Annotated in this window: 30 protein-coding genes; 26 read left to right on the top strand and 4 right to left on the bottom strand. The window is 41.1% G+C overall.

Annotated features, from left to right (window positions below):
* The first annotated feature begins 31 nt into the window (after positions 1-31).
* The 8 genes from DYI25_RS19275 to DYI25_RS19310 all read left to right on the top strand — a co-directional run bounded on the left by DYI25_RS19275 (position 32) and on the right by DYI25_RS19310 (position 8,862).
* The gene (locus DYI25_RS19275; protein WP_342032549.1) at positions 32-688 is read left to right on the top strand and encodes a sugar transferase; all 657 of its coding nucleotides are present in this window, start codon (positions 32-34) and stop codon (positions 686-688) included.
* Between the two features lie 27 nt (positions 689-715).
* Positions 716-1,663, top strand: coding sequence for a glycosyltransferase family 2 protein (locus DYI25_RS19280; protein ID WP_213371978.1), 948 nt, complete (start codon positions 716-718; stop codon positions 1,661-1,663).
* A 124-nt stretch (positions 1,664-1,787) separates the two neighbouring features.
* The gene (locus tag DYI25_RS19285; RefSeq protein WP_213371980.1) at positions 1,788-2,891 is read left to right on the top strand and encodes a glycosyltransferase family 4 protein; all 1,104 of its coding nucleotides are present in this window, start codon (positions 1,788-1,790) and stop codon (positions 2,889-2,891) included.
* A gap of 66 nt (positions 2,892-2,957) precedes the next feature.
* Positions 2,958-4,313: an O-antigen ligase family protein gene (locus DYI25_RS19290; protein ID WP_213371982.1), complete on the top strand. Its 1,356-nt coding sequence runs from the start codon at positions 2,958-2,960 to the stop codon at positions 4,311-4,313.
* A complete protein-coding gene (locus DYI25_RS19295) occupies positions 4,291-5,580 on the top strand; it encodes a flippase (protein WP_213371984.1) in 1,290 nt (429 codons plus the stop codon). Before DYI25_RS19290 ends, DYI25_RS19295 begins: the two co-directional genes overlap by 23 nt.
* 141 nt (positions 5,581-5,721) lie before the next feature.
* Positions 5,722-6,717, top strand: coding sequence for a polysaccharide deacetylase family protein (locus DYI25_RS19300; RefSeq protein WP_213371986.1), 996 nt, complete (start codon positions 5,722-5,724; stop codon positions 6,715-6,717).
* A gap of 1 nt (position 6,718) precedes the next feature.
* Positions 6,719-7,531: a hypothetical protein gene (locus tag DYI25_RS19305; RefSeq protein ID WP_213371988.1), complete on the top strand. Its 813-nt coding sequence runs from the start codon at positions 6,719-6,721 to the stop codon at positions 7,529-7,531.
* 392 nt (positions 7,532-7,923) lie between these two features.
* Positions 7,924-8,862 (top strand): Tad domain-containing protein, encoded by a 939-nt coding sequence (locus tag DYI25_RS19310; protein ID WP_213371990.1) that lies wholly within the window; start codon positions 7,924-7,926, stop codon positions 8,860-8,862.
* Between the two features lie 37 nt (positions 8,863-8,899).
* Here DYI25_RS19310 and DYI25_RS19315 read toward each other — a convergent pair whose 3' ends face one another.
* On the bottom strand, positions 8,900-9,253 hold the full coding sequence (locus tag DYI25_RS19315) for a DUF192 domain-containing protein (protein WP_213371991.1): 354 nt from the start codon (positions 9,251-9,253) through the stop codon (positions 8,900-8,902).
* Positions 9,254-9,599: 346 nt separating this feature from the next.
* On the opposite strand from DYI25_RS19315, the gene DYI25_RS19320 reads away from it, so the two are divergent.
* The 11 genes from DYI25_RS19320 to DYI25_RS19370 all read left to right on the top strand — a co-directional run bounded on the left by DYI25_RS19320 (position 9,600) and on the right by DYI25_RS19370 (position 17,760).
* Positions 9,600-9,779, top strand: a complete 180-nt coding sequence (locus DYI25_RS19320) for a Flp family type IVb pilin (protein ID WP_213371992.1) — start codon at positions 9,600-9,602, stop codon at positions 9,777-9,779.
* 79 nt (positions 9,780-9,858) lie between these two features.
* Positions 9,859-10,377 (top strand): A24 family peptidase, encoded by a 519-nt coding sequence (locus DYI25_RS19325; RefSeq protein WP_213371993.1) that lies wholly within the window; start codon positions 9,859-9,861, stop codon positions 10,375-10,377.
* Positions 10,374-10,748, top strand: a complete 375-nt coding sequence (locus DYI25_RS19330) for a TadE/TadG family type IV pilus assembly protein (protein WP_213371994.1) — start codon at positions 10,374-10,376, stop codon at positions 10,746-10,748. The genes DYI25_RS19325 and DYI25_RS19330 overlap by 4 nt, the downstream gene beginning before the upstream one ends.
* A 107-nt stretch (positions 10,749-10,855) precedes the next feature.
* Positions 10,856-11,473 (top strand): RcpC/CpaB family pilus assembly protein, encoded by a 618-nt coding sequence (locus tag DYI25_RS22760; protein WP_213371995.1) that lies wholly within the window; start codon positions 10,856-10,858, stop codon positions 11,471-11,473.
* 2 nt (positions 11,474-11,475) lie between these two features.
* Positions 11,476-12,663, top strand: a complete 1,188-nt coding sequence (locus tag DYI25_RS19340) for an AAA family ATPase (protein WP_213371997.1) — start codon at positions 11,476-11,478, stop codon at positions 12,661-12,663.
* 13 nt (positions 12,664-12,676) lie between these two features.
* Complete coding sequence (locus DYI25_RS19345; protein ID WP_249745552.1) at positions 12,677-14,014, top strand: CpaF family protein; 1,338 nt, start codon at positions 12,677-12,679, stop codon at positions 14,012-14,014.
* Between the two features lie 92 nt (positions 14,015-14,106).
* Positions 14,107-14,979 (top strand): type II secretion system F family protein, encoded by an 873-nt coding sequence (locus tag DYI25_RS19350; protein ID WP_213371999.1) that lies wholly within the window; start codon positions 14,107-14,109, stop codon positions 14,977-14,979.
* A gap of 4 nt (positions 14,980-14,983) precedes the next feature.
* A complete protein-coding gene (locus tag DYI25_RS19355) occupies positions 14,984-15,916 on the top strand; it encodes a type II secretion system F family protein (protein WP_213372001.1) in 933 nt (310 codons plus the stop codon).
* Positions 15,917-15,981: 65 nt separating this feature from the next.
* Positions 15,982-16,593 carry a hypothetical protein gene (locus DYI25_RS19360; protein ID WP_213372003.1) on the top strand — a complete coding sequence of 204 codons (612 nt, stop codon included), beginning with the start codon at positions 15,982-15,984 and terminating at the stop codon, positions 16,591-16,593.
* Between the two features lie 362 nt (positions 16,594-16,955).
* Positions 16,956-17,306, top strand: a complete 351-nt coding sequence (locus DYI25_RS19365) for a MerR family transcriptional regulator (RefSeq protein ID WP_213372005.1) — start codon at positions 16,956-16,958, stop codon at positions 17,304-17,306.
* Positions 17,299-17,760: an SRPBCC family protein gene (locus DYI25_RS19370; protein ID WP_213372007.1), complete on the top strand. Its 462-nt coding sequence runs from the start codon at positions 17,299-17,301 to the stop codon at positions 17,758-17,760. Before DYI25_RS19365 ends, DYI25_RS19370 begins: the two co-directional genes overlap by 8 nt.
* 35 nt (positions 17,761-17,795) lie before the next feature.
* Here DYI25_RS19370 and DYI25_RS19375 read toward each other — a convergent pair whose 3' ends face one another.
* A complete protein-coding gene (locus tag DYI25_RS19375; protein ID WP_213372009.1) occupies positions 17,796-18,218 on the bottom strand; it encodes an Lrp/AsnC family transcriptional regulator in 423 nt (140 codons plus the stop codon).
* Positions 18,219-18,431: 213 nt separating this feature from the next.
* Between DYI25_RS19375 and DYI25_RS19380 the strand changes: the two genes are divergently transcribed.
* Positions 18,432-19,007 carry a cysteine hydrolase family protein gene (locus tag DYI25_RS19380; RefSeq protein WP_213372011.1) on the top strand — a complete coding sequence of 192 codons (576 nt, stop codon included), beginning with the start codon at positions 18,432-18,434 and terminating at the stop codon, positions 19,005-19,007.
* A gap of 276 nt (positions 19,008-19,283) precedes the next feature.
* Here DYI25_RS19380 and DYI25_RS19385 read toward each other — a convergent pair whose 3' ends face one another.
* Together DYI25_RS19385 and DYI25_RS19390 are read right to left on the bottom strand one after the other, a co-directional pair.
* Positions 19,284-19,724, bottom strand: coding sequence for a hypothetical protein (locus DYI25_RS19385; protein WP_213372013.1), 441 nt, complete (start codon positions 19,722-19,724; stop codon positions 19,284-19,286).
* Positions 19,725-19,727: 3 nt separating this feature from the next.
* Positions 19,728-20,072: an ASCH domain-containing protein gene (locus DYI25_RS19390; protein ID WP_213372015.1), complete on the bottom strand. Its 345-nt coding sequence runs from the start codon at positions 20,070-20,072 to the stop codon at positions 19,728-19,730.
* A gap of 180 nt (positions 20,073-20,252) precedes the next feature.
* Here DYI25_RS19390 and DYI25_RS19395 point away from each other — a divergent pair, with 180 nt between their 5' ends.
* The 6 genes from DYI25_RS19395 to DYI25_RS22765 all read left to right on the top strand — a co-directional run bounded on the left by DYI25_RS19395 (position 20,253) and on the right by DYI25_RS22765 (position 26,270).
* Positions 20,253-20,798 carry a sigma-70 family RNA polymerase sigma factor gene (locus DYI25_RS19395; protein ID WP_213372016.1) on the top strand — a complete coding sequence of 182 codons (546 nt, stop codon included), beginning with the start codon at positions 20,253-20,255 and terminating at the stop codon, positions 20,796-20,798.
* Entirely contained in the window at positions 20,785-21,777 is a 993-nt protein-coding gene (locus DYI25_RS19400) for an anti-sigma factor (RefSeq protein WP_249745553.1), read from the top strand. Before DYI25_RS19395 ends, DYI25_RS19400 begins: the two co-directional genes overlap by 14 nt.
* A gap of 354 nt (positions 21,778-22,131) precedes the next feature.
* Positions 22,132-23,157, top strand: a complete 1,026-nt coding sequence (locus DYI25_RS19405) for a GGDEF domain-containing protein (protein WP_213372020.1) — start codon at positions 22,132-22,134, stop codon at positions 23,155-23,157.
* A 211-nt stretch (positions 23,158-23,368) separates the two neighbouring features.
* Positions 23,369-24,034 carry an L-serine ammonia-lyase, iron-sulfur-dependent subunit beta gene (sdaAB, locus tag DYI25_RS19410; RefSeq protein ID WP_213372023.1) on the top strand — a complete coding sequence of 222 codons (666 nt, stop codon included), beginning with the start codon at positions 23,369-23,371 and terminating at the stop codon, positions 24,032-24,034.
* Positions 24,035-24,061: 27 nt separating this feature from the next.
* Complete coding sequence (gene sdaAA / locus DYI25_RS19415) at positions 24,062-24,967, top strand: L-serine ammonia-lyase, iron-sulfur-dependent, subunit alpha (RefSeq protein ID WP_213372024.1); 906 nt, start codon at positions 24,062-24,064, stop codon at positions 24,965-24,967.
* Positions 24,968-25,109: 142 nt separating this feature from the next.
* Positions 25,110-26,270 (top strand): murein hydrolase activator EnvC family protein, encoded by a 1,161-nt coding sequence (locus DYI25_RS22765; protein WP_213372025.1) that lies wholly within the window; start codon positions 25,110-25,112, stop codon positions 26,268-26,270.
* Positions 26,271-26,297: the final 27 nt, after the last annotated feature.

The raw sequence follows: 26,297 nt of genomic DNA on the forward strand, positions 1-26,297 counted from the left end.
GTGTTCAAACGTGAAATCTGCTTCTTCAAATATTACAGCTGCCGGTTCTAATCCAGAAAAAATTGTCGTTTCACCCATTTACTTATTTGAGAAGCGCTGTCTCGACATTATAGGAGCTGCTTTAGGTTTAATTATCGTCTTGCCGCTTTTTATAGTCATAAGAATTATCTATTGTTTCGGTGAGTCGAAAGGACCGTTATGGTTCAAACAGCAGCGGATTGGCAAAAACGGAGAGTTATTTAATATCTTTAAAATTCGGTCCATGGTGGTTGATGCAGAGGGGATTTTAAAACGGAATCATGAACTTTTTCAAAAATACATCCAGAACAATTATAAGCTCGAACCAGATGAGGATTCCAGAATAACCAGGGTCGGCAGGATATTGCGTAAAAGCAGCCTCGATGAGCTTCCGCAATTAATAAATGTTCTAAAAGGTGAAATGAGCCTGGTAGGCCCTCGGCCGATTGTGGAAGAGGAATTGAAAGAATACAAGCATAAAAGACAGGATTTTCTTTCGGTGAAACCAGGGATGACAGGGTACTGGCAGGTGTGCGGACGCAGTGATGTAGGGTATCCGGAACGAGTGGAATTGGAGCTATATTATGTTTACCACCAGTCGCTATCCCTTGATATGAAAATTTTGATTAAAACGATGATTATCGTGTTGAAGAAGAAGGGTGCTTACTAATGACGAAAGTGAAAGTGGGATTATGATATGGAAAATCGACAATTAAAAATAAGTATAATCATCCCTACCTTCAATCGGGAAAAATTAGTAATGGAAGCAATCGAAAGCCTAAGAAAACAAACTTATGAAAATATCGAAATCATTGTAATAGACGATTGTTCTACAGATAACACTCAACTTCTAATAGAAAATGAAAGGCTGATCGATCCGCGTATTGTCTATATCAGGCATGAACAAAACAAAGGGGCTCCCACAGCGAGAAATACCGGCATTGAAAGTGCAACAGGAGAATACATTGCCTTTCTTGACTCAGATGATCGCTGGCTTGCGGAAAAATTGGAAAGGCAAATGGCAGTTCTTAAAGAGAACAAGAATGCGGGTTTAGTATATACCGGATATAAAAATGTATTAGGCACTCAAATCCGGTCAGAAGTAAGACCCCATGCCAGAGGAAATATGCTCGCTGAAGTATTGAAGAAAAATTGCCTTGGTACGACATCTACTGTCCTGGTGAAAAAAGAAATCCTTTTAGCAGCGGGCGGCTTTGATCCTGAACTCCCAAGCTGCCAGGATTGGGATTTGTATGTGAAGCTAGCTCAAATGACTGAATTTGATGTCGTACCGGAGCCGATGGTTTTATATAACGAGCATGACGGAGACAGGATTACGAATAATGTGAATTCAGTCATCAAAGGCCATTTAGTATTTTATCAAAAATATCATTCGCTGATAAAAGGGCTGAATAACAGGGATTTTCATACTCTACATGTAAATATGGCAAAAGTAATGGTCAGGACAGGCATCATGGGCCAAAATCGGAAAACAATCAAGAAAGGGCGGGATTTTCTCAAACATGCTATGAAAGCATATCCCTATTCATTAAAAGTTTATTTAATATTCATTGGTACTCTATTGAACAATGGCCTGCTTTTGAAAATGTATTCTATGTTCAAAAGAGTACGTTTCCGTTTTTAGGATCAAGAAGTGTACAACCATAAGGAAGAAGGATCGGACCAGAACGCTTGTGAATTGATAAAGGCTTTTTTACAGGGGATTTGCAGGCCATATTAACTAATGAGCAGAAAACGGGGATTAAACGATGAGAAAAAAGGTGTTAATTATTTGTGAAACCGTTAGTGGCGGGGTTCGAAAGCATATAGTCAATCTATTACAGTATCTTTCTCCTGAAAGGTTTGAAGTCGCTATTGCATATGGTGAGAAGCGGGCCGATCAAATATTTATGAATTTTGCCCATGAAAATAAAGAAAGATATCGGTTTTATCCAGTTTCAGCATTAGTAAGAGAAGTAAGAGTATTAAAGGATTTAAAAGCTACATGGCAATTAAAAAAAATTATGAGTGAATTCCAGCCGGACATCATACACTGTCATAGTTCAAAAGCAGGCGGAGCTGGAAGATTGGCTGCGCTATTTTATAGAAGGAAAAAAATTATTTATACTCCGCATGGCTATATCATGCAATATCCATATATCAGTGAACGAAAAAAACGGTTTTATGGATTGCTTGAAAGATTTCTTGGCAGGTTTACCGATTATACTATCAATGTTTCGAAAGGGGAGCAGGCTGTTGGCCTTCGCCATAATGTCTTTCACTCCCATAAAAGTGTAATCATATACAACGGAGTCGAGGAAAGGGAAGTTCCTGATCAGCGAATCAAAAAAAAGATTGTGATTGGAACTTTAGCAAGGTTTGACCAATCGAAGGATCCGGAAGCCTTCCTGGAGATAGCAAAAGCCGTTGTAGGTGGTAATCCTAATGTCGAGGTCTGGTATGCAGGAGATGGAGAGTACTTTAAGGAGGAATTTTTAGAAACAATAGAACATTTTCCCAGGGTAAAGTATTGTGGATTCCTTAGTTCTACAGATCAATTCCTGAACGAGATTGATCTGTATTTATCAACTTCTTTGCATGAAGCCTTACCGTATTCTGTCATCGAGGCGATGGCAATGAGAAAGCCTGTTGTGGCAACCAATGTTGATGGCAATAATGAGCTAGTTATCCATGAATATAACGGATTCTTATTTACCCCTGGCCAAGTTGATGAAGCTGTATGCTACCTCGAAAAACTGGTCAATGATCCATCAACGGCTTGCAAATTTCAAGAAAACAGCTATCAGCTCTTCAAGGAAAAGTTTCATATCCAGGCAATGATCAATAGATTGGAAGAGTTGTATGAAAAGTAATTCTGGGGAGTATTTTTTCACTTAGAACAATTAATGATAATAGTCCAAATAACGGAGTTGAAAGTAATGGATCAGGTGAAAAACTATTTTCTAAAAACGCTTCTCATCGGGTTGTTATCTTTGTTATTGGGATGCATGGCTATTTATCTTTCATCACCGGTAAATTATACAGAAAATAATGTTCTTCTGGTGATTGTCTTGTCCTTCATTGGAATTGCCGTGTTGGCTATTCTCCTTTTGTTAAAATGGGAGTATTTATTATTTATTTTCGCATTAAGCATCGGGTTTCAAGTTTACGATCCTTCACCCTTTGAACTTATGTTTTTTATCTTAGTTCTCCTGTCATTAGTAAGGCAAATCCCGCTAAATAAAAACATGTTTATTAACATTCTGTTCTTCATGCTGATTGTATTCCTTGTATTTGGAACCTTCGCGGTTATTATGTCCATGAATATTTATAAAGCAGCCGTCTGGCATCTCATTACTGTCTATTTGGCAATCTGTGCACTATTTCTCGCGTCGATCATTAAAAATGATAAACAGCTGTTCTTTTTTCTGAAAGGATATGTATTTGGTGCAGTGGCGAATAGCTTCCTCGGACTGATTACTTATTTAGCCGGTAAAAGCCAGGGAAGGGGAAATCGTTTAGAGGGTTTTTTCCAGGATCCTAATATTTTTAGTCCATATATAATCATTGCCATTTTGTTAGTAATCGAAGATCTTTTTTCTCCTAAATTATTTAAATCCAAAACATTTAAATTTTTGTCAATCCTTCTGATGATCAGTGCTGTCGTTCTAGCAATGTCGCGCGCAGGCTGGATCAATCTCGCGATAGCTTTATTATTATATTTTGCGATTAAAGTAATGAAGCGGCAACTCAAGCTCGGATTCGTTTTAAAGACAATATTAATACCAATATCTTTGCTATTATCCATTTATTTTTTATCACCTGTTTTATCAGATAAAGTGGTGGGACAGTTAAAAGAGCGCACCACTCTACAATCCTATGACAATGAAAGGTTTGGTGCGCAATTCTTCACGCTCGACATTGTAAAAAACAATGCTTTTGGAATAGGGCCCGGAGAAATCACGACTATTTATTATATGGACCCTCACAATACATATCTCAGAGTATTTGCTGAATATGGGTGGGTTTCAGGAATTTTACTGTTGCTCCTCTTCCTGGTCATTACTGGTGTATTGCTGAAAAAAAGTGTGTTCCATCATAAAAGCGAATTCAATATATACTTAGTCCTTTTATGTGCTTTAGCCGGTACTTTAGTGAACATTATCGTTGTTGACGCCCTTCATTGGAGACATTTCTGGGTATTATTTGCCCTTTGTTACTATGTAATCATTTTTAAAAAGGACCATGCTGCTGATATAAAGGAGAAATCCTATGAAAAAATTAATGGGAAATAGATTGGTAGGGAATATTATTTCCTTAATCGTCCTCCAGGGAAGCAACTTTCTATTTCCTCTTATTACTTTTCCTTACCTGGTCAGAACCCTCGGCATTGAAAATTATGGCGTCCTGTTATTCTGTATTTCCATCATGCAATTTTTAAATATTTTGATCGATTACGGTTTTAATATTTCAGGTACAAGAGACATTTCTATCAATAAAGACAGGATGGATAAAGTCAACGCCATCTACAATGTTATTTTGACGATAAAAATCTTACTCGCACTTTTATTTGGACTGATCTATTTTAGCATCATCCTCAGCATCCCGTTTTTCAGTGAGAACCGTGCAGCATTTCTTATAATCTTCCTGATGATTATCGGCAATACTTTTTTTCCTCTCTGGTTGTACCAGGGCCTGGAAAGAATGAAGTATATTACTTATTTCAATGTTATTGCCAAAGCTTTCGTGACCATTTTAGTTTTTATGTTTATCAAAAGTGCAGATGACCTAAGCCTCGCAGCGTTCTTTCACTCCCTTTATTTTATCTTGCCTGCCATCATTTCGGTTCTGTTCGCAAAAATAAAGTTGAAGATGGATTTTAAGATCGTACTGGATGTTCATAAAATTAAAGATGAGCTCAAAAGGGGAAAGCATGTTTTTATGACCAGCCTTTGGGTCAACTTTTACAGCCAGGGGCCGATTGTCATTTTGGGCTTTATCTCTGGAAGCCGCGCTACCGGAATTTATGGAATAGGGGAAAAAGTCCAGGGAGCATTTTATGGGATTTCTCAGCCGTTTACACAGGCGCTTTATCCATATTTATGTGACCTGTTTGAAAATGAAAAAGAGCGATTTGATCAATTCAAACGGAAGTTAATGTGGATTGGAATTTCATTTTCCATTTTGATTGCGATTTCATTATTCATTTTTTCTGCTCCAATCGCAGCAATTGTTTCCGGCACAGCTGACCCAAAAATCACGGCCTTGATCAAAGTTTTTTCGGTCATCGTTTTCTTATCGATTACCAATACGTTAATGGCAAGAATCATGCATGCAGTCAATCTATCTAATGTTTTAAATAAAAATTACTTAATTGCTGCCATTGTTTTTATTGTTTTTTCAATCCCTCTTACGATATGGCTTCATCAATTCGGAATGGCAGTGGCCGTTATTTTTGCTGAAGGTACAGTTTTTGTCCTTAATATCCGGAATGTGACAGGTATCAAAGCAACTGAAATTCTACCCCCCATACAAAACGAGGTTGATAGGCAAAGGGCTTAATCATGAATACAGTGGAAAGGCTTGAATAGACTATAGCATGCTCTAATGTGACCTTGGATTACCTAGTTAGATGCAGGAGGTGCATTGAGCGTCTAGGGAAAATTACTCTTCAATTAAATAGGAAGTAAGGAGTTGACTCTCATGCGAAGTGATAAACAGGGCACTTTTATAATCTCCCTGGATTTTGAACTCTTTTGGGGTGTTCATGATGTATACGAAAAAGAAGAGTATGAGCAAAATGTCCGGGGCGCCCACAATGTGGTTTTGTCATTATTAGAGATGTTTCACCTTCATCAAATTCATGCGACCTGGGCGATTGTCGGCATGATTTATTTTAAGAATATAGAAGAATTACAAAGCATGGTTCCAGAGCATAAACCTGGTTATGATCATCCAAAACTATCTTCCTACCATTACATGGAAAACAATCCGATCACAGCAGAGGATTTTGACCTTTTCTTCGCACCATATCTGATTGAAAGCATTTCATCGACTCCAAACCAGGAGGCAGCTACGCATACTTTTTCCCATTATTACTGCTTGGAACATGGACAAACACTGGAACAATTCTCAGCAGATTTGCAATTAGCACAGCAGATAAGCCGTAAACATGGAAGTGAAATTAAATCAATCGTTTTTCCGCGCAATCAAATTAATGAAGAATATATAAGAGAATGCAAGAGGCTCGGACTGGTATCTTACCGCGGGAATGAGGACAGCTGGGTGTACCGCCTGGAATCACAGGAAAAAAAGCGGTATGTGAAGCGAGGCTTGCGGCTTTTAGACCGGTATATCAATATTTTTGGCCATCAGGCCTTTGATTTGCCCGTTCCGACGGAAAATCTGCCGCTCAATATAAAATCCAGCCGTTATTTGGCGAGATGTTCGGAAATGCTGAAGCCGCTGGAAGGATTGCGGTTGAAGCGAATACTGAACGATATGACCTATGCAGCAAAACATGGCAAGGCTTATCATCTATGGTGGCATCCCCATGACTTTGGTGTGAATACAGCTGGGAATTTAAAATTCTTAGAACAAATCCTGGAGCATTATTTACACTTGCAGGACAAGTATGGCTTCAGAAGCAGGAATATGAATGAACTCGCACTCGAAATAATTTCGAAGGAGGAGGGGTGAAATGTATATCCATTGGAAAAAGCTGATTTTTAAAATGAATGAGATATACGGATCAGATGCAGCAGACAATCTGCCCAAGGCTGATGTTAATGCCTATTTTCAGCAGAAAAGACTAATCGGCCCCGATAAGTGGAATTCGCTCCACAAAGAAACAAAAACACTGCTAATTGACCTAGAGAAAGCCGAAGACCAGCTAAGGAAAGAGCTAAATAAATCAACGCGCTACCAAATAAATAAGGCTGAAAGAGATAATTTGACGATAGAAGTGATTTCCAATCCCAGTTATGAAGATATCGAAGACTACAAAGAATTTTTCAACCCGTATGCAAAAGAGAAAGGTATTGAACCGTTTCAGGATGACAGAGTGGAGGCTATTAGGCAAAAAGGCATGGCAGTCATTACCTATGTGTTCCATAAAGAAGGCCAAAAGCTTGGAGGCCATTTATACTTTGCAGATGCAACCAGGGCCCGGATGTTCTACTCATGCTCCGCCCGGTTCACAGCCGCCGAAATACCCAAAAATGATATAGGCCGGGCAAACCGCTATCTGCACTGGCATGCGATATTATTTTTCAAAATGAAAAACTACCAGGAATATGACTTCTTTGGGTTGTCGATGGACGAAAATAATGTTGACCAGCAAAACATTAACACTTTTAAAAAGAGTTTTGGGGGAGAAGAAGTAACCGAATACCGAAGCTTTATCCCGCAGACGCTGAAGGGGCATATACTGGTTCTCATGATGAAATTGAAATGGCGGAAACAGGTGGAGGTTGTTAGAGGAGAAAGGGCAAGGAAGAAACAGGTTTTATAATTATAGGCTATGTAATAATGGTTATTGATGTAGCGTAGGCCTATCCATTGTTTTTGTTTTGTTAACTTAAAGCTGCTGACGAATTCGTCAGCGGCTTATTATCATTCTTATTTTAATAATTGAACATATCAGGCACTGATGTATAGACCTTACCAACCATAACCCCATTACTGTAATTCAGAATTATAATTATATCTTGTTCCCTAGGGATCAGCCGCTTTATATACAGAGTATGATATCAAACCAGTAGATTTTTTTTATTAGTCTTTTTAAAATATCCAAGTTCTGGTATGAATCATTATTGAAAAAGCTATGAAAAAGGAATACTATTATTCTATATAAAGAACATAATATTAAATAATGATTCTTTATCAAGAATTGGAGGGGGTTTTTTGAAGAGGATAAAAGGGCTGTTATCAGAAGAAAAGGGTCAGTCTTTAGTGCTGGTGGCAATTTTTATGGTGGTCCTCATTGGCTTTGCTGGTCTGGCAATCGATGGTGGCAGATTGTATATTGCCAAATCCCAGCTTCAAAAAGCGGTGGATGCCGGTGCGCTGGCAGGAGCAGATATAATGGTTGATGGGGTGAATGCTTCAGGAGTATTTAACCATACTGATTCAGAAACTGAGGCAAAGGTAATGGCAGTAAAAAATTACAATAGCAACATGCCTTACGAAGTGTCTTTTCCCGAAGACAACATCATAAAAGTTTATGGGAAAGAGAATGTGCCGCTGTTGTTGATGCCTGTGTTGGGTATGGCTGACACCACTTTAGTTGTTGCAGAAGCGCGGGCAGAAGTAGGCAGACTAAAAAGGGTTGTGAAAAATACAATCATCCCAATTGGAATTCACATTAATGATGGTTTTGAATTAACATTTGGAGAGGTTTGGAATTTAACAGAAAGTCCAGGAGATGGCTCTAAAGGAAATTTCAATCTTTTGGATTTCTCAACTTTGCCTGGTGTAACAGGAGGAGAAAACGGCTCCCAGGGAGTTGCTTATTATATTAATAATGGTTCTCCGGTGCCAATTGAAGCTGGGACTACGACAGTATATCCTCAAACGGGAGATCCAATAAACAGCAATGCGATTAAAACCGCAATCACAGCGTTAGAAGGGCAAATTGTTTATGTACCCATTGTAAGCGAATTTTCCCAGGGAAGCAGTGATCCAGTAACGATTACAGGATTTGCAGCTTTTAGAATAGATGACTTTTATAAAGATAGAAGTGTCCATACGATTAAGGCCACTTTTATTAAGACTGTACTTCCAGGTGAAATCGGAACTGTAGTTGAGGAATATGGAACATACGCATCTCAATTGATTTATTAAGCTGTGGAAAATAGAAAAAGAGACAGAATCAGCAGGCTTAAGCTGAAACTGTCTCTTTTACATTTAGTTCTAAAATATCCCCTGTTTGAAGATCAAACTTTTTTATGGTTCCTACAGGAAGCTCCACAACAGAGTATGCGTTAGGAATCGGTTTTACAATTTTCCATGGATCCAAATCACCGACTAATTTGACTATCCTGACCTCCTTATCCAGGAATACAGCATCAATCGGAAAGTTCATAAAAAACATGTGGATCGAGTTGCACGGAGTGATCCACAACCCCTGCCTATCTAAAGGTGACCTTCGGAACATTAGACCTTTTAGTCTTGCAGAAAAAGTATTAGCAATTTTAATTCGGTAGGGAAGTGATTTCTTCGGAATGGTTTTCATATATTAATAATCTCCCTTTAACAATGATTAACTATAGTGTAAATCAAACTATTATCGTTCTCAATAAAGAAAAAAGTCGAAGCTTGACTAATTCTATTTTTAGAAAATTTATGGAAATGTATTTACAAAAAAGGGTGAACCATATATGATTTAATCAATAAGTTCTTTATATAGAACAAACAAAAAGAATGTAAAGAACACGATGTGTGTTTCTTAAAAAGAACATCTGGTAGTTAGGAAATTATCGTTACATTGGTTTCAAGTAAGAAAGGATCGATCCAGATACATAGACATATCAATCCTTACTGCTTAAACATAAATAATTTAAATCTGGGAGGAAAAACAAATGCTAGAAAAAATGAAGAATTTAGTTGTTGAAGAAGAAGGGCAAGCGTTGACGGAGTATGGGTTGATTGTTGGGTTAATTTCTGTTGCAGTAATTGCAGCTTTGCTATTAATTGGACCACAATTAGACAGATTATTTAGGGCGATTGCAACTACTCTTACCGGAGTGACTACACCTTAATTATTATTTAAAAGTTAGCTTAATTTTAAGCCCTACTATTTTGGTAGGGCTCTCATTCTTATATAAAAGAGGTCTTCTTATGGTTAGTATTATTATTTTGATATTGGTACTTCTTATATCCTTAATCACTGATATAAAAAAACGAAAGATATTAAACATTGTTACTTTGCCTGCAATATTATATGGATTTGCTTATTACCTAACAGAAAATGGAATTAATGGTTTTTTGTTTAGTGGAAAGGGCTTTCTAGTTGGTTTGGGGTTATTAGTGATTCCATATCTTTTAGGAGGCATGGGGGCAGGAGATGTAAAGCTAATGGCAGCGATCGGAGCTCTTATGGGAGCAAGTTTCGTTTTTTATAGTTTCATATATACTGCCATAATTGGTGGCATTATAGCACTTGTACTGATTGCGAAGAAGAGGGGGATTATTAATCCAATAAAATCACTTCTTTTCAATCTAACCTTTTTTAGAAGTAATCTTGGATCAATGATAATAGCAGATAAAGAACAAAAACACTCTAGCATTTCATTCCCGTACGGTGTAGCAATCGTATTAGGTACTTTCTGCAATCTAGTCTGGGGAGGCTTTCAATGAGATCGGAGAAAGGACAATCACTGGTTGAGTTCGCACTGGTCCTGCCGTTGTTGGTCCTTTTATTATTTGGAATAGTGGATTTTGCCCGTATTTTTCATGTGTATTTGACAATGGACCATGCCGGGAGGGAAGCAGCAAGGGCTGCTAGCATAGGCAAGGATGATACGACAATCAAAAGTGTGGCGGTTGGTGATGGTGCGAGCATAAATTTAACTGAAGGAAATGTCTTAATTACACCTGAAGGAACACGTACTTCAGGGACAGATGTTGTAATCACCATTAATTATTCGATAAACTTCCTGACTCCCGTCATAGGCAATATTATTGGCGAAGTCAATCTAACAGACAAGACGGTCATGCGGATTGAATAGTCGATGAAATGGAAATTGAAATTTGAGCAGTTTGGCCAATTGGTTGACTGCTTTTATAAATATAAGAAGAGTATGTAGTAAATGAATGCAATCCTGGGGGGAGCATAGTGAGCGTAAAGAAAATCTGGATGATGTCACTGACTATGGGAGTTTTGGTGGCAGTTCTTGCATATATAGTTTTGTTTTACAAGCCGGCAGCAAAGACTTCTACAGAAGAACAGGTTAAACAGGAGGAAAAGGTGGACACGGTCCAGGCTGCTGAAAAAGAGAAGGAAGAGGAGACAGGTGAAATACCGAAGCGTGAAATGACGAACCCGATTGTGGAAGTCAGCAAAGGGATGCGGGCGATCTCTTTATTTGTTGAACTTGCTCCTGGTGTTTCAGGCTATGTCCAGCCAAACTCAATAGTAGATGTAGTTGCCTATGAAACATTTAGAGATGACAAAACTGAAAAAGAATATAAATCCGCTGTCCTAGTACTGGAGAAGGTTAAGGTCCTTACATCTGGTAAGTCTTCTGATAATAAAGAGGAAGCGTTTGGTTATGATACCGTCACACTGGAAGTGACTCCTGAAGAAGGGGTCATGCTCAGTTTGGCTACGAGGGATAAAGATGGGTTTTATTTGATGCTAAGAAATGAAGAAGATGAGGAAGTTGGAAAGCAAGGCTATAAGGAAACAAGAGAGATTTTCAAGGACAAGAAAGAAGAGGAGGAGAAGAAATAATCATGACAATCAATTGGTATTACTTTTCGGACACGAATTCTCCTCCGGGGGAAATCAAGACTTTTTTGCATAAGCTGGATGCATCTTTCACCAGCGTGACACAGGTTGAAAGCCTTCATAAAAAGCTGGCTGAAAATGAACATTCGGTACTGTTCATCAGATCCAACCCTGTTTTAAATGGATATGATCTTTGCCAGGAGGTTTCGATTCTCCATCCTTCTGTCTATATAGTTCTGATTGTTCCGGATAATATGGAAAACCTCAAAAAAGCGATGCATATGGGTGCTTCCGATATTCTCAGGTATTCTTACACCTTTGAAAAGATGAGGGAGACCATCTTACGGGCAAAGAGGTATATGGAATTCAGGTCAAATAAAGAAACTCATAATACCTTTAAATTAATCAATGGCGACAGCAGGGTAATCACTGTGTGCAACCCTAAGGGCGGGATCGGCAGAACAATGCTGACAGTGAACCTGGCAGCTTCCTTTGCCAAACGGGGAAAAAGAGTGGCGATCATTGATGCAAACCTCCAATTCGGCGAAGTAACAATGTTTTTGAACATAAAAACGAAACGGACGATTTACGAGTGGGTCAAGGAAGCATACGGACGGGAAGAACTAACCATTGATCAATATATGGCCACACATGAATCAGGCGTTTCGGTGCTGGCAGCTCCATTAAGGCCGGAGTTTTTTGAAGGGATTACCGAAACTCACGTACGGGCCGCAATTGAAGAAGTGAAACAGTATTATGATGTAGTGCTGATTGACACGCCTGCTTTTATCTCCGATATCCATCTTAGCTGCCTCGATCTATCAGACGAGATTCTGCTCGTGACGATAAATGATTTATCTGTGATGAGAATCAGCAAGCTATATCTAGAAACCCTGGAAACGATCAGACAGAGGGAAAAAGTTAAGGTGATTCTCAATAAACAGGGAAAAAATAAATCCCTTGATCTGAAAAAAATCGAAGAAATCTTAACATCTGAAATATATTCTGTTATTCCAGAGCAGGATTCTGTTTCAAACTCCTCAATATCGACCGGGCAGCCATTCATTATTTCCAATCCCCGGAGTCATATTGGCAAAGCTGTCTGGCAGCTGACGGAAAAGATGCTTGCCCCGGCAGATGGAAGCACCTCAGCAGATAAAAGAGGAAAGCGCTGGTTTTTAGCCGCCAAATAAGGAGGAGACAGACTTGTCACTTTTCAATCGTTATAAACAAGAAAATCGCAGCCTTGAACCGCAATTTCAGGAAAAAACAGTCATTACAAAACCTAAGGAATTCTGGGAAATGGAATCAAAGCTTCATACATTCTTGCTGGAAGAGCTGAAGAAATATCCTAACCAGGATGAAGGGGAAGAAAAAGCTAAAATCAGGGAATTGAGCCAGGTGTTCTTCGATCAGGAAGGGGACCGGATGACTTTTGAGGAAAAGCAGGATGTGCTTACTTATGTGGAGCATGAGTTAATGGCTTACGGGCCGATTACTCCTCTGCTGGAAAATCCGCAAGTCAGTGAGGTCATGGTCAACAGTCCAAACGAAGTGTTTTATGAAAAAAACGGAAGAATCCTGAAGGCTGATGCTGTCTTCCAGGATGACATGCACATCCAGCGGGTGATTGAAAAAATCGTATCTCCAATCGGGCGCCGTGTCGACGAAAGCTCGCCAATGGTTGACGCCCGTCTGCCGGATGGGTCGCGTGTAAATGCCATCATCCCGCCGCTTGCGTTGAAGGGTCCGAGCCTTACAATCCGTAAATTCTCAGAGAAACCTTTTACAATAACTGATCTTGTCAGCTTTGGGACATTGAGCTCTGAGATGGCGGAATTCATTGATATATGTGTTAAGTCTCGCCTTAATATTTTCATCAGTGGCGGAACAGGTTCGGGGAAGACTTCGACATTAAATGTGCTTTCTGCGTTTATTCCAAATGAAGAACGGATTGTAACGATAGAAGATGCTGCTGAATTGAAATTAAATCAGGACCATATTGTTTCCCTCGAATCACGCCCGCCTAATATAGAAGGGAAGGGTCAAATTACGATACGTGACCTTGTAAGGAACTCACTGAGGATGCGTCCTGATCGCATTGTCGTGGGAGAGGTCCGCGGCGCCGAGGCACTGGATATGCTTCAGGCAATGAACACTGGCCATGATGGCAGTCTTAGCACCGGTCACGCCAATTCACCGCGGGATATTCTTTCAAGACTGGAAACAATGGTGCTGATGGCCGGGTTTGATCTGCCGGTAAGGGCAATCCGTGAACAAATCGCCGGGGCAATCGATGTCATCGTCCACCAGGCTCGTTTGAAGGATGGCACAAGAAAAATTACTCATATTACCGAAGTGCTCGGTATGGAGGGCGACACAATTGTTCTTCAGGATTTGTATTTGTTTAGGGAATCGGGACGGACAGAAGATGGCAGGATAAATGGCAGTTTTGTATCTACAGGCATCAGGCCGAAATTTACTGAACAACTTGAACTGAACGGATTTAACCTTCCTGCTTCCTGGTTTGCGGGAGAGTGGTAAAGGTGAATACAGTAGGGACAATTTTATCAATATTTCTAATATCAAGTAGTTTGATCTTCCTTATTTCCTCAAGCTATTTGAAAAAGAAGCGAATGAATTTACGTTTGAAAGAATTTTTGCCTGCCGCGTTTGAAGAGGAAGCAATTGAACAAGCAGCTCCAAAAGAAAGTTTATTGAAAAGGCTTGTTTTAAAGGGCGGCCGCATCCTCCGGAATGTTCAATTCAGCAAGCGGACAGAGAAAACCTTGCTTGAGGCAGGCAGCCAGTTAAAGCCCGAAGAGTATTTTATCATCAGGGTTTTATCTGGGGCGGCTGCAGGATTAGGATTTTTTATGATAGGCTTGCAATGGTTTTTTTGTTTTCCGGCAGCGGCTGTAGGTTTTATGCTGCCGCGCTTATATATGAAGCAAAAAAGGAAAAAGAGGTTGCAGAGGATTTCCTATCAGCTGATTGAAATTCTAGGAATGATGGCGAATTCCATGAGGGCCGGCTACAGCTTCATGCAGGCGATGCAACAGGTGGGAAAAGAAATCCCCGATCCATTAGGTCCTGAATTTGAAAGGGTAATCCGCCAGGCAGGTTTGGGGATTTCATTGGATGAGGTTTTTGAAGAGGTGATGGTGCGCCTGCCGAATAAGGAGCTTGAAGTTGTCATCCGCGCGATCATGGCGCAGCGCAAAAGCGGCGGGAACCTGGCTGGATTAATGGAAACGATGGAGGATACAGTGAGAGGACGGATCCGTATAATGGAAGAATTGAACACCCTGACTTCACAGGGAAGAATGTCTTCCTGGATCATCACATTACTGCCTGTCGGTCTAGCCTTTTATTTAGCGTTTTTTGGCCAAGACTATTTTCAGCCGATGCTCGAACACCCCCTTGGCTGGCTGATGCTGTCTTCGGCAGGCATTAATATTTTAATCGGCTGGTTCTTCATACAAAAGATTATCAAGATTGAGGTGTAGCTGAATGATTAATCTACTGCTTTTTTTCGCTACAGCAGGATTTCTGACTCTTGTAACTGCCGCCTCACTTTTGACTCTATTTCGGAAACAGCTTGCGTTCAATCAACGGGTAGATCAGTATTTTTCAGTGAATATGAAAAAGAAAGCTGATATACCTGAAGAGCAGAATAAGAAAAGTATTGCCAAAAACATTACCGAGAAATACTGGGAACGGGGTACCACATATCTTAACTCAAAGGTATCTCGGTCTGAGAAAAAGAAGTTAGACCAGCTTTTGCGCGATGCAGGAAATCCTTTCAAGTCAGCGGTGGACTTTCGTCTTTTTCAATTTGTCCTTAGCATCGGATTAATGCTGGCTGTAGTGCTTTTATTGCTTCCATCTGCAGACAGTAAGGCAATGGCTTGGCTAATGACTATAGTCCTCGGTATTCTTGGCTTCAGGCTTCCGGTCTTTTATCTCGGCAAGAAAAAGACAGCGAGAATTAAGGCGATCAATAAAGCCATGCCTGATTACTTCGATACTGTAAACCTTCTACTTGAAGCAGGGATGGGGCTTGATCTAGCGTTGGTGGATGTATCCCGAAAATTAAAGGGTCCATTGTCAGAAGAATTCCTGCGGACGATCGATGACATGAAACACGGAATGTCGAGGAGAGAGGCGTTTTATGAGCTGAAAAAGCGGGTACCGTCCGATTCGTTCCAGAGTGTTATCAACTCCTTGATTCAGGCAGACCAGATGGGGATTGGGATGGCAAAGGTCCTGGGCAATCTTACAAGACGAGTCAGGGAGCAGCGAAGGGAAGCAGCCAGGGAACAGGCGATGAAAGCCCCGGTTAAAATGCTGTTTCCGATGGTATTCTTTATTTTCCCGGCATTGTTCATTGTGATCCTGGGTCCGCTGGTGGTTTATTTTGTAACAAAAGGGTTTGGCGGATAAAAGTAAAACGAAAGGACCTTTTCTCAGGTCCTTTTTATTACAAAAAAATATTAATGAGGAGAATCATGCAGAGATATCTAAAAGAGCGGGAAGACTTTGTTAAGGAAAATTGGTTTAGCGGACATGTAGCTACGGTCATCCAACATGGTCCTGTGAAAATTCTTGAGTGGAAAAATCCACTTCAAGAAGTCCATAGCTTTAAATATGTATTTCTGAATGGGGACTTGTTTATTTCTGCGGAGTATTGCCATGCAGTTTTTCATTTCCCCTGGAATGTAAAGATAGAAGAATTGGCAAAAATGAATATCAATGAATGTATGTTTTATTACAAGTGCAGTTACAGTAAAATGTGGAATTTCAATCCTGAACTTGCAATGGAACAACTGCTAGGATGGAAAAATCGCATGAAGAAAGAAATAACGGAAGAACATTTCTATATTTACAAAGAGTTTTATCTCCAAATAGAGGAGTTAATTTGGCAGTCAGAGGATGTCGAGGACTATGAAGAAAGATTAAAGAACAACTTCTCAAAGCCGCATCCCTTTGGAAAAGAATACTCAAGCTTAATCCATTTAGGCAAGGAATACTCGATTGTTTTTATCGCTTATTTGTTAGGACTGCAGCTGGCGAATGAACAATTAAGGAGAGAGCGTTTACAAAAAGGGAGTTTTACCTAAGGAGAAATTGAAAATGGATGTGGTTCGCTACTGCCCTTGCAGCCTACGCTCTATATAAACATGGGGTGTATATCTTTAATTTAATGCGGGATAAGGATTATGGCACTGGGCTCGTATTATTCCGTTTATATTTGTAATTTCGATTATTGGAGCTTATATTCATAATGATAAGCATGGTAATGTATAGCTGTTAAAATAAATTATGAGAACCATGAACACAGGGGTGCTTTTTTACTTAACAATTTAATAGATTTGAGTGCTGTATCAGCCACTGGTTAAGTGGCTGTTTTATTTTACATATAATAAATAATTGACTCTGTGGTGCACTGCATAGTTTAAGATGATTGTATAAGGAGGCCGACATGTACAAGGTAAGCGAATTTTCCAAAATGACAGGGCTGAGCAAAGAGACGCTGCGCTATTATGCGGAAATTAAACTGCTCGAGCCAGTATTTATCGATCCGAATAATAAGTACCGCTATTATGACAACGGCTCCTATTTGGTAGCGCGGCTATTGGTTCACTTAAGGCGGTTCAATTTTAGCATCCAGGAAATGCTGACCGTCGTGAACGATGAATCGTTTGAAAACTTGGAACAAATCTTATTGAAAAAAAGACAGGGACTTGTGGAACAAGTACAGGAGCTGAATACACTCATCGACGAAATGGATGATTTCTTTGAATTTGAAATGGAAGGTGTAGAAAATGATTAAATGGAACGAAGAGAGAATGATACCCGTCAATATCGAGACGATTTGGACATTATTCGAGCTGGAGAACATCCAGAGGATCATGCCGCATGTGGTAGAAAACAAGGTGATAGAAAAGAAAGAAGGAGTTGTCGGCTCGAAATATGAGCAGAAATATAAAGAAGGCAAGCGAATCGAAACATATATCGTTGAAGACCTTGAGTATGAAAACACTCCTGGAAAAAAGCACAACAAAATTGGTTTTACCCTGGCGAAAGCATTTGCAATAGAAGCTTCATTCACTTTAATCAAGGTGGACGAGGAAGAAACCAGGTTCATTTATCAAGGGCAAAACACAGGTCTCAATTTCCTTGGCAAGACTTTGCTGAAATTGGGTGGAGAAAGGAACAACAAGAAAGTAGTTACGGATTTTATGGATCGTGTGGAAAGTGAAGCTCTGGAGGAGACGAAGAAATGATGAAAAGGCTGCCAAGAGGTAATGGCAGCCTGATTTTATGTAATAGGTTTAAATTCAACAGGCGATGATAGATTGATCAAGGTGGATGGGTGTCCGTATTGCATGGAAGCATCGATGAAATCTTCGAGAATTTCCACCGAATCTGCGAGCACCTTCACTAGATAACTATATTGACCAGCTAATCGATGGCATTCGACCACCATAGGGTGCTGAATGCAAAATTCACGGAACTCCTTGCACCGTTTCGTATCAAATAGAATAAATGCCAGAACATGTTTGTTTACTTTATTGGGATTGAGCACAGCTCGGTACCCTATAATTGTGCCGTTTTCCTCAAGTCTTTTTACCCGCTCCTTAACAGCTGGAATCGAAAGTCCCACTCTTTTGCCTAACTCTGTCATCGACATCCTGCCGTCTTCCTGAAGATAATGAATAATATTAAAATCTACCTGATCCATAAGCTCACCCCATTCAATTTTTCCTGAAACTTCTTTGTGTTTTTATATAAGTCTATTAGAAGAAAAAATCCAATTCATCTTAACTTTTAAGGTAAACGCATTAAAAGAAAGTAAATACTTAAGAAAAGACCAATAAATTACGAAAAAAGCGTATGTAAATTATATCCTCTTTTAAATAAAATTACCTTATAAAAGTGTAAAGGGGATGTTAGTATGATATTCACGAAAAATGATCCGCTGATTGTTATAGATGTACAGAAAGCTTTCTTTCATCCTGCCTGGGGCAAACGGAACAATCCTGATGCAGAAAAGAATATTGAAAAATTAATCGGGCAATGGCGGAACATGGGAAGACCGGTCATCTTCGTACAGCATATTTCAAAAAAAAATGGTGATTCCTTCTTTTATGTGGAAAATAAAGAGGCTGTGGAGTTCATGGAATTCATTCAGCCACAGAAGGATGACATAGTAATCACCAAGTCAGTGAACAGTGCATTTATCGGGACAGATTTGCATCAAATCCTCATGGATATGAAGAGCGAACATATTGTCATCACAGGATTGACCACGAACCATTGTGTGGAAACCACGACACGTATGGCTGGAAATTACGGTTTTAACCCAGTGCTTGTTTCCGATGCAACTGCAACCTTTGACAGGAAAGGGATTAATGGAGAGATTTTCCCTGGGGAATTGATACACGCCATGACGATGGCGAACCTGAATGAAGAATTTGCGGTAATTATGGATACTGAATCTCTTTTAAACGAGGGTATTCTGGTAAAATGAAGAAGGTCTGCGTGCTGAAAGTGATTTAGCGGAAATTTGATAATATCATCCTTATTTGTGAATTTAGCAGCGGAAAATTAAATATATCTACCAGATTTCAAAATATATCGACCACATTTTTCATTTTATTGGCGAAAAATAAATTTATTCGACCACATTTTGAATTAATTCGACCACATTTCCGATTAATTCGACCACATTTGGCATTATTTCGACCAAGTCGTTCATTTCACTAATATTAAAAGCCCGGGCCACGCCGCCCGGGCTTCAATTTTTTCACCACAAATTCGGCTTCACGACCATGAACCAGAGCATGGACATCAATAAGATGATGTAGATCCAAATGGTGCGCTTCAGTTTTGCAGCTAATTCTAGCTTGTTCGCGCCTTCTTCGGTGAAATTCCGAAGTGTCGGCGAGAATGCCCTCGCGAGGAAAAATAAGGAAGCGAACAGCAGTGCCAGTGTCCCAACGATCCATGGCGTTTTCCATGTCCATGGGCCGAGGATGACAAGCAGCACTCCTGTTCCGATCAGCACATGGCCAGCATGCTTCGATAGCCGGACGACCGACTTCAAGAGAGCCAGGTATGCCTCTAATTCTTTCTCTATGGCATCAGGCAGTTTTTTTACAATTGGCATCAAAATGAAGAATGGGCCAATTGACGCAATCACGCTTGCGACGTGAAGATAAATGATAAATCGGTAAAATAAATCCATTTCTTATTCTTCGACAGGGCTGAACTCATGCACCCAGACTCTCATTTGCGGAAGCCACGGCATTCCCGGGTGGTAGGATAATATCGCCTGCTTGTACTCCTCGACCGTTTCAAAGCCTTCGCGGTGCGCGTCTGCATCCGTTAATTCCCCGAGTGACTGTGAATAGACATTGTCCACTACGAACTTCTGTCCTTTTAACTCCATGATTTCGCCTACATCTGCATAACGGCCGTTTCGACGAGTCGCTGTTTTCTTGCCTTCTAATACTTTATTGACGTCGTCTTCCATTGTGACAAGACGCTCGATTTCACACGTTTTTGGCGGTAAAGCATTGTTCTGTTCTGTCATTGAAAAAACTCCCTTCCTTTTGCTCCTATTTAATGTACCATACTTCGAAAAAAGAAAGCCAAAGCATTCACGGTGATAATAGTATTTTAAAAGTTTTTCCCAAAACTGCCCATGATGAGTGTAACATTTTATATAGTTCATCGTTTTAGTATTGAGATTTTAAAAATGAGGGGCAGTTGTATGGACGACGGCAGAAGAAATGAACTCGACAATTTATATAGAAAGTACACAAAGCCCCTTTATTATTTTCTGTTAAAGCTTTCGGGGTCGCATCAGCTGGCCGAGGATTTGACACAGGAAACATTTGCCCGGGCAACGGTTTCACTTTCGTTTTACCAGAATGAGGATGTAAGGGCCTGGCTATTCAAAGTGGCCCGCAATGCTTATTTGGATGAATGGAGGCGGCGCCAGCGCAGGAAATGGGTTCCGTTTGCGGATTATTTGTTTTCGAAGGATGAGATGGCGAGTCCTTATGGGCTGCCGGAGGACGAGATGATTCAGGCGGAGACCTCTGAGGACCTACAGCAGCTGATGGCCTTTTTGCCGGAGCAGTACCGATCAATCCTGTACCTGCGCGAGGTTGAGATGTTCAGTTACCAGGAAATACAGGAAGCACTCGAGCTGTCGGAGAACCAGGTGAAGGTCACGCTTCATAGGGCGCGGAATCGGCTGGCGCAAATCGCGGAAAAACACGGATGGAAGGACGATGAACATGGAATGGACTAAGGATAAGGAGAAGAAAATCCTCTTTAAATACCGGTTTACTTTGACGATGAGGGTCATAAGGGTCATCGCAGCCACACTTTTTTTCTTTTGGCTGTATATGTTGGTTGTCTCGATTAGTTATCATGCCCTGGACCTTGATAAGAAACATCTTTTTTACAGCAGGCTGGCGATGGACTGGACACAGCCGAATATGCAGGATGATTTTGGCGGGATTGAATCAGTCGAAATCACCCCGTTCCTCACGCAAAAAATTTCCTATCCAGTCTTCAAGATGATTGGCAAAGAACCAGAACTGGTAGGTACAAAACAGTTAGCTAAACGGATGATTCCGATATACTCTACGAATAATACGGAATACATCAAACCTAAAACCGAAAGGGAATACAACTTTTACCTGCCGGAACATCCGAAGACAGGGAACAAGCTTAATGCGAATGAGGACCCATCAGTTTGGACGAAGCTTGAGAAGGTCCACGAAGGTACGGTGGCCGAGCTTTCTTTTTCAACAAAGGAATATAAGACACCTGAGGAAATGTTAGAGTTTTTGAAGCCATACGATCTCGATGTACTATGGATGCCTTTGTATACCGGGGAGTTGAAGGACTATGAAGAAAGCTGGCACGGCAGCGGGGATTCATTGTCAGTAGAACCCTTTGGCTTCACAGGCGGACGTGAGGCGAGGGACAATTACCGTTCCACAAGCAAATATGGACTTGAGGAAAAATTCACTGACGAAAATAAAAAATTGATGCTGAAGCAAATGAAAAAACTGCTTGATAATGAATCAACCAGCTACCGGGAGAATTTCCTCGGCCTCACTCACCTTGAGGAGCGATACGATTATCTTATGAAAGAAGGATTCCAGGTCTATGGCGCAGTCGTGACCGGTCCGGTAAAAGAATTGCTGAAGCTAAAGGAAAATGAGCAAATCCAGGGTGCCAACCTTGGTGAAATGGCCTACTGGAACTGGGTGGAGTAAAGCTTTTTCATAGCTTTATTGCTTTTACCTTTTTTATAAGTCGGCTTGCTTCAGGTGCTTTGGAATAGAGTTGATTAACCAGCTGATAAATTATAAAAATCAGAAGAAGCAGATTCTATTTCTAGGACTTTTGCTTCTTCTTTTGCATTTGAAAATATACTAAAATAGACTTTTCTAGTAAAATGGGAGTAGAAGGTGGACATCTGTTTTTATTCTGGGGATGCTGCCATTCCAAAGCCATTTATTTCGAATTCAATATAATTACTTTCAAACACAATAAAGATGGTTTGAGACTAAAAGGTGCAGGTGTGCCGACACCAAATAGGGTGGTGAGCGGCTGGGGAGATGAGAAGGATGTTTATCAAATTTGATACGATCGAAGAGCTGAAACGAAGTGTATACATGTGGATGCTGCCGATCATTACGATTGCTCTCGTCATCAACAGCGTCCTGAATACTCTGAGCCAATTCGATGCGATAATAAATTTCACACTCATTTTCTGGTTCTCGGTCAGCTGGTTTCTGGCCTATTTGAATCGAGGGATCCGGTTTGGCGAGTACTCAAATCTATTATTAGTCAGTATATATCATGTCTTAACATTGTTTGATGTTGTCTACAACGACCTGGCGACAACCGGGGGTTCGCTCGGTGATTTCATCGTTTGGATGCCACTGATCATCATGTTTTTCTTTCTGGTGCTGGGAACAAAAAGAGGGATGTATTTCTCGATATTCATCTTCCTGATCACACTAATCATAGCGGTGTTCTACAGCGGGCAAATGACTCCAGAATCGATTGATTCGCTGACACAATTCCATGCTGCGAATATAGTCTATATACTGGTCCTGTTTTATGCGCAAAATATGTTCCGTGCTTTTACAGAGAGGAATTTCTTTAAAATGCATGCTTATATTGATTCCCTGACACGCGTTGCCAACCGCCACCAGATTGATGTTTGGCTTGAGGGAAAGCTCGAGGCCGCTGAAGAGGAAAGTAAGCCATTTTCGATCATCTTTTTCGATATCGATCATTTTAAAAAAGTTAATGATGTATATGGTCATAAAATTGGCGACTGTGTCCTGAAGGAGTTGTCTGCCATTGTTTCTGCCAATCTAACAGACGGAGACCTTTTCGGCCGTTGGGGCGGAGAGGAATTCATCCTGATTTCCAATAGTACTGGTGGACATGCCTATGAAAAAGCTGAGCATTTCCGTAAAATGGTTGAAAATCATTACTTTAAAGGAGCCGGCAGTTTGACTGCAAGCTTCGGGGTCACAGATTATCAGCAAGGGGACAATATCGATTCCCTGCTGAACCGTGCAGATAAAGGCCTGTATGTATCGAAAAACAGCGGAAGGAATAAAGTAAGTGTTAACTAGCCATTCCGTTTCGGCGGGGTGGTTTTTAACTGAGATCCAGCTCCAGCTCCAGCGCTTGTCAGAGCTGACCAAGGCGCTGGAGCTTTTCAACTTCCATTATATTTATGGTTAAACTATATATATAATGTGGTAAGATAACTATGGTTAGGACTCTTTAAAAATGTTTATATATGAAATCGCTTTCAATAGATTTGAAAAGGAGCAGTGCACCATGAAATATCGTTCTGCATTTGATATTATAGGTCCGGTGATGATCGGACCATCGAGTTCGCATACAGCGGGCGCTGCAAGGATTGGACGCGTGGCGCGCACATTATTCGAGAAGCAGCCGACAAAGGCCGTCATCTCCCTGTACGGCTCTTTTGCTAAAACCTATAAAGGACACGGAACAGATCTGGCACTCGTAGCCGGAATCTTGGACTTTGATACATTTGATGAACGAATTCCCAATGCTTTGAAAATCGCCGAGGAATCTGGACTTGAAGTTGAATTCATTACTGAGGATGCTGTTATGGAGCATCCAAATACGGTAAAAATAAATCTTTACGATGGACAGGGTAAGGAGCTAGAAATCGTCGGGATTTCCATCGGTGGCGGAACCATTGAAATTACAGAAATCAATTCGTTTAAGCTGAAGCTGTCCGGCGCCAACCCGGCCATCCTCGTCGTCCATCATGACAGGTTCGGGCTGATTTCAGCCGTGACAACCGTTTTATCAAAACATCAAATCAACATCGGCCATATGGAGGTCTCCCGAAAGGATAAGGGAGATATTGCCGTCATGGTCATCGAAATGGACCACAAACTCGAGGACGGAGTGTATGCGGAGTTAACTGCGCTAGATGGCGTTGACCAGGTCATCCGTCTCGTTGACTAAATTTGAGTTACATCAGGAGGGCTAGCCATGTTTCGTAATGTTGCGGAGCTTGTTGAATTAGCTGAAAAAAATAACGTGAAAATCGCCGAAATCATGATTCGGCAGGAAATAGAGGTTTCTGGCCGTTCCCGTGAAGAGATTATTGCCCAGATGGACAATAATCTCCAGGTCATGGAACGCGCTGTGGAACGAGGTTTGAATGGCGTCAAATCCCAGACCGGCCTTACCGGAGGGGACGCGGTCTTGCTGCAAAAATACATTGACAGCGGAAAATCACTGGCTGGCAATCTATTATTGGATGCTGTCAGTAAGGCTGTTGCCACGAATGAAGTGAACGCGGCGATGGGCATTATCTGCGCGACACCGACTGCAGGATCAGCAGGCGTCGTGCCGGGAACACTTTTTGCCGTAAAGGAAAAATTGAACCCGACACGCATGGAAATGATTGAGTACTTGTTTACGACAGCGGCATTCGGATTTGTTGTGGCCAACAATGCTTCTATTTCTGGTGCAGCAGGCGGTTGCCAGGCAGAAGTCGGGTCAGCTGCCGGAATGGCAGCGGCAGCCATTGTAGAAATGGCTGGCGGAACTCCGCAGCAGTCATCTGACGCTTTTGCGATCACGCTCAAAAATATGCTTGGATTAGTATGCGACCCTGTTGCAGGACTAGTTGAAGTTCCATGTGTAAAAAGAAATGCGATGGGTGCTTCGAACGCCATCACTGCAGCCGACATGGCACTTGCAGGCGTAACAAGCAGAATCCCATGCGACGAAGTCATCGGCGCGATGTACGCCATCGGACAGACGATGCCATCTGCGTTAAGGGAAACAGCAGAAGGCGGACTGGCTGCGACGCCAACAGGGAAACGTCTAGAAGAAGAAATCTTCGGGAAGCCGAAGAAAAAATTGGTAGATTACTTGATTCAGAAATAATGTTTGTGAAGCCACTCTCTATTGAGGGTGGTTTTTTACTTTCTCCGAGCCAAAAGTCGACAGATTCAGCAATTTCTCTGCTATATACTGGAGGAAGAATACATAGAATCAGTCATGCAGACTTGAATAACGGAGGAATAGGGTGTTTAAACGTAGTTTATTTCTCGCAATGACGATTGGGCTGGCAGGGTCAGGTACTTTCCCGGCTGAAGCATCGGTAAAACTGCCGGAAATCCGCCAGCAGCGACTTGATGTGAAAGAAGATTTTACGAAGAAAGAAGAGCAAATTGAAGCAATGGATGCAGCCGAGCAAAAATATCTTTCCGAACTAAAGACATTGGACGATGAGATGACTGAGATTAATCAGAAAATCCGTCATCTGCAAAGCGTCATCGACAGCACCGGAAAATCTTCAGCAAATATGAAAAATGAAATCGACAAGCTGGCTGCCACCATTCAACATCGAGAGCAACTAATCAAAGAACGAATGCGGACCATGCAGGCAAATGATGGTTTGGGGCTTTATGTGGATATGATTTTCGATTCTAAAAGTCTGTCCCAATTATTCGATGTTGCCACTGTGGTCAGCACCATCATGAAAGCTGACAAAGAGTTAATGGCAAAACACCAGGTGGATTTAGAGAAGGTGCGAAAGCAGGAAGCGGTACTCCAGCAAGAGATTGAGCTGCTCGAAGATGACCATAAGGAAATGCAGTCGTTGAAAGCTGAGATGGAAATGAAGGTAGAAGAAAAGCAGCGCTTGCTTGATTCGGTCCAGAAGGAAAAACAGGAAAACGAGTCCGAGCTAATGGACATGTATGAAGTCTATGTGAATCTAGCATCCCAGGAAATCGCTATTTTAAAAGAAAACCAAAGAGTTGAGTATGACTCTGCTGAACTAGAAGACGTATTTATAATGCCGACAAGCGGAGAGTTGACTTCTGGCTACGGACCGAGGTGGGGCAGGCTCCACGCCGGAATCGATATCGCTGATGAATCGCCTGATACTGAAGTAGTCGCAGCCGCGTCTGGAACCGTCATCCGTTCCTATTATTCCGCATCCTACGGGAACACTGTCCTCATCACCCATAAGATCAATGGCAAGACTTTCACCACCCTTTATGCCCATTTGGATAAAAGCATCGTTACTACGGGGCAGTCCATCAGCAAAGGCGAGATGCTCGGCTACATGGGCAACACTGGCGACAGCAGGGGTAAGCATCTTCACTTTGAAATCCACGAAGGACAGTGGAACTATGAAAAATCAAATAGTGTCGATCCAAAGCTATATGTAAAAAAATAAGCCGGATTCCAAAATGGAATCTGGCTT

It is taken from the genome of Mesobacillus boroniphilus, from assembly GCF_018424685.1.
Classification (GTDB): domain Bacteria; phylum Bacillota; class Bacilli; order Bacillales; family Cytobacillaceae; genus Mesobacillus; species Mesobacillus boroniphilus_A.

Excerpts from the sequence above, each read along its gene's own strand:
- DYI25_RS19280 (WP_213371978.1), top strand. The coding sequence starts at position 716 with ATGGAAAATCGACAATTAAAAATAAGTATAATCATCCCTACCTTCAAT.
- DYI25_RS19285 (WP_213371980.1), top strand. The coding sequence starts at position 1,788 with ATGAGAAAAAAGGTGTTAATTATTTGTGAAACCGTTAGTGGCGGGGTT.
- DYI25_RS19290 (WP_213371982.1), top strand. The coding sequence starts at position 2,958 with ATGGATCAGGTGAAAAACTATTTTCTAAAAACGCTTCTCATCGGGTTG.
- DYI25_RS19295 (WP_213371984.1), top strand. The coding sequence starts at position 4,291 with ATGAAAAAATTAATGGGAAATAGATTGGTAGGGAATATTATTTCCTTA.
- DYI25_RS19300 (WP_213371986.1), top strand. The coding sequence starts at position 5,722 with ATGCGAAGTGATAAACAGGGCACTTTTATAATCTCCCTGGATTTTGAA.
- DYI25_RS19305 (WP_213371988.1), top strand. The coding sequence starts at position 6,719 with ATGTATATCCATTGGAAAAAGCTGATTTTTAAAATGAATGAGATATAC.
- DYI25_RS19315 (WP_213371991.1), bottom strand. The coding sequence starts at position 9,253 with ATGAAAACCATTCCGAAGAAATCACTTCCCTACCGAATTAAAATTGCT.
- DYI25_RS19320 (WP_213371992.1), top strand. The coding sequence starts at position 9,600 with ATGCTAGAAAAAATGAAGAATTTAGTTGTTGAAGAAGAAGGGCAAGCG.
- DYI25_RS19325 (WP_213371993.1), top strand. The coding sequence starts at position 9,859 with ATGGTTAGTATTATTATTTTGATATTGGTACTTCTTATATCCTTAATC.
- DYI25_RS19330 (WP_213371994.1), top strand. The coding sequence starts at position 10,374 with ATGAGATCGGAGAAAGGACAATCACTGGTTGAGTTCGCACTGGTCCTG.
- DYI25_RS19340 (WP_213371997.1), top strand. The coding sequence starts at position 11,476 with ATGACAATCAATTGGTATTACTTTTCGGACACGAATTCTCCTCCGGGG.
- DYI25_RS19350 (WP_213371999.1), top strand. The coding sequence starts at position 14,107 with ATGAATTTACGTTTGAAAGAATTTTTGCCTGCCGCGTTTGAAGAGGAA.
- DYI25_RS19355 (WP_213372001.1), top strand. The coding sequence starts at position 14,984 with ATGATTAATCTACTGCTTTTTTTCGCTACAGCAGGATTTCTGACTCTT.
- DYI25_RS19360 (WP_213372003.1), top strand. The coding sequence starts at position 15,982 with ATGCAGAGATATCTAAAAGAGCGGGAAGACTTTGTTAAGGAAAATTGG.
- DYI25_RS19365 (WP_213372005.1), top strand. The coding sequence starts at position 16,956 with ATGTACAAGGTAAGCGAATTTTCCAAAATGACAGGGCTGAGCAAAGAG.
- DYI25_RS19370 (WP_213372007.1), top strand. The coding sequence starts at position 17,299 with ATGATTAAATGGAACGAAGAGAGAATGATACCCGTCAATATCGAGACG.
- DYI25_RS19375 (WP_213372009.1), bottom strand. The coding sequence starts at position 18,218 with ATGGATCAGGTAGATTTTAATATTATTCATTATCTTCAGGAAGACGGC.
- DYI25_RS19380 (WP_213372011.1), top strand. The coding sequence starts at position 18,432 with ATGATATTCACGAAAAATGATCCGCTGATTGTTATAGATGTACAGAAA.
- DYI25_RS19385 (WP_213372013.1), bottom strand. The coding sequence starts at position 19,724 with ATGGATTTATTTTACCGATTTATCATTTATCTTCACGTCGCAAGCGTG.
- DYI25_RS19390 (WP_213372015.1), bottom strand. The coding sequence starts at position 20,072 with ATGACAGAACAGAACAATGCTTTACCGCCAAAAACGTGTGAAATCGAG.
- DYI25_RS19395 (WP_213372016.1), top strand. The coding sequence starts at position 20,253 with ATGGACGACGGCAGAAGAAATGAACTCGACAATTTATATAGAAAGTAC.
- DYI25_RS19400 (WP_249745553.1), top strand. The coding sequence starts at position 20,785 with ATGGAATGGACTAAGGATAAGGAGAAGAAAATCCTCTTTAAATACCGG.
- DYI25_RS19405 (WP_213372020.1), top strand. The coding sequence starts at position 22,132 with ATGTTTATCAAATTTGATACGATCGAAGAGCTGAAACGAAGTGTATAC.
- sdaAB (WP_213372023.1), top strand. The coding sequence starts at position 23,369 with ATGAAATATCGTTCTGCATTTGATATTATAGGTCCGGTGATGATCGGA.
- sdaAA (WP_213372024.1), top strand. The coding sequence starts at position 24,062 with ATGTTTCGTAATGTTGCGGAGCTTGTTGAATTAGCTGAAAAAAATAAC.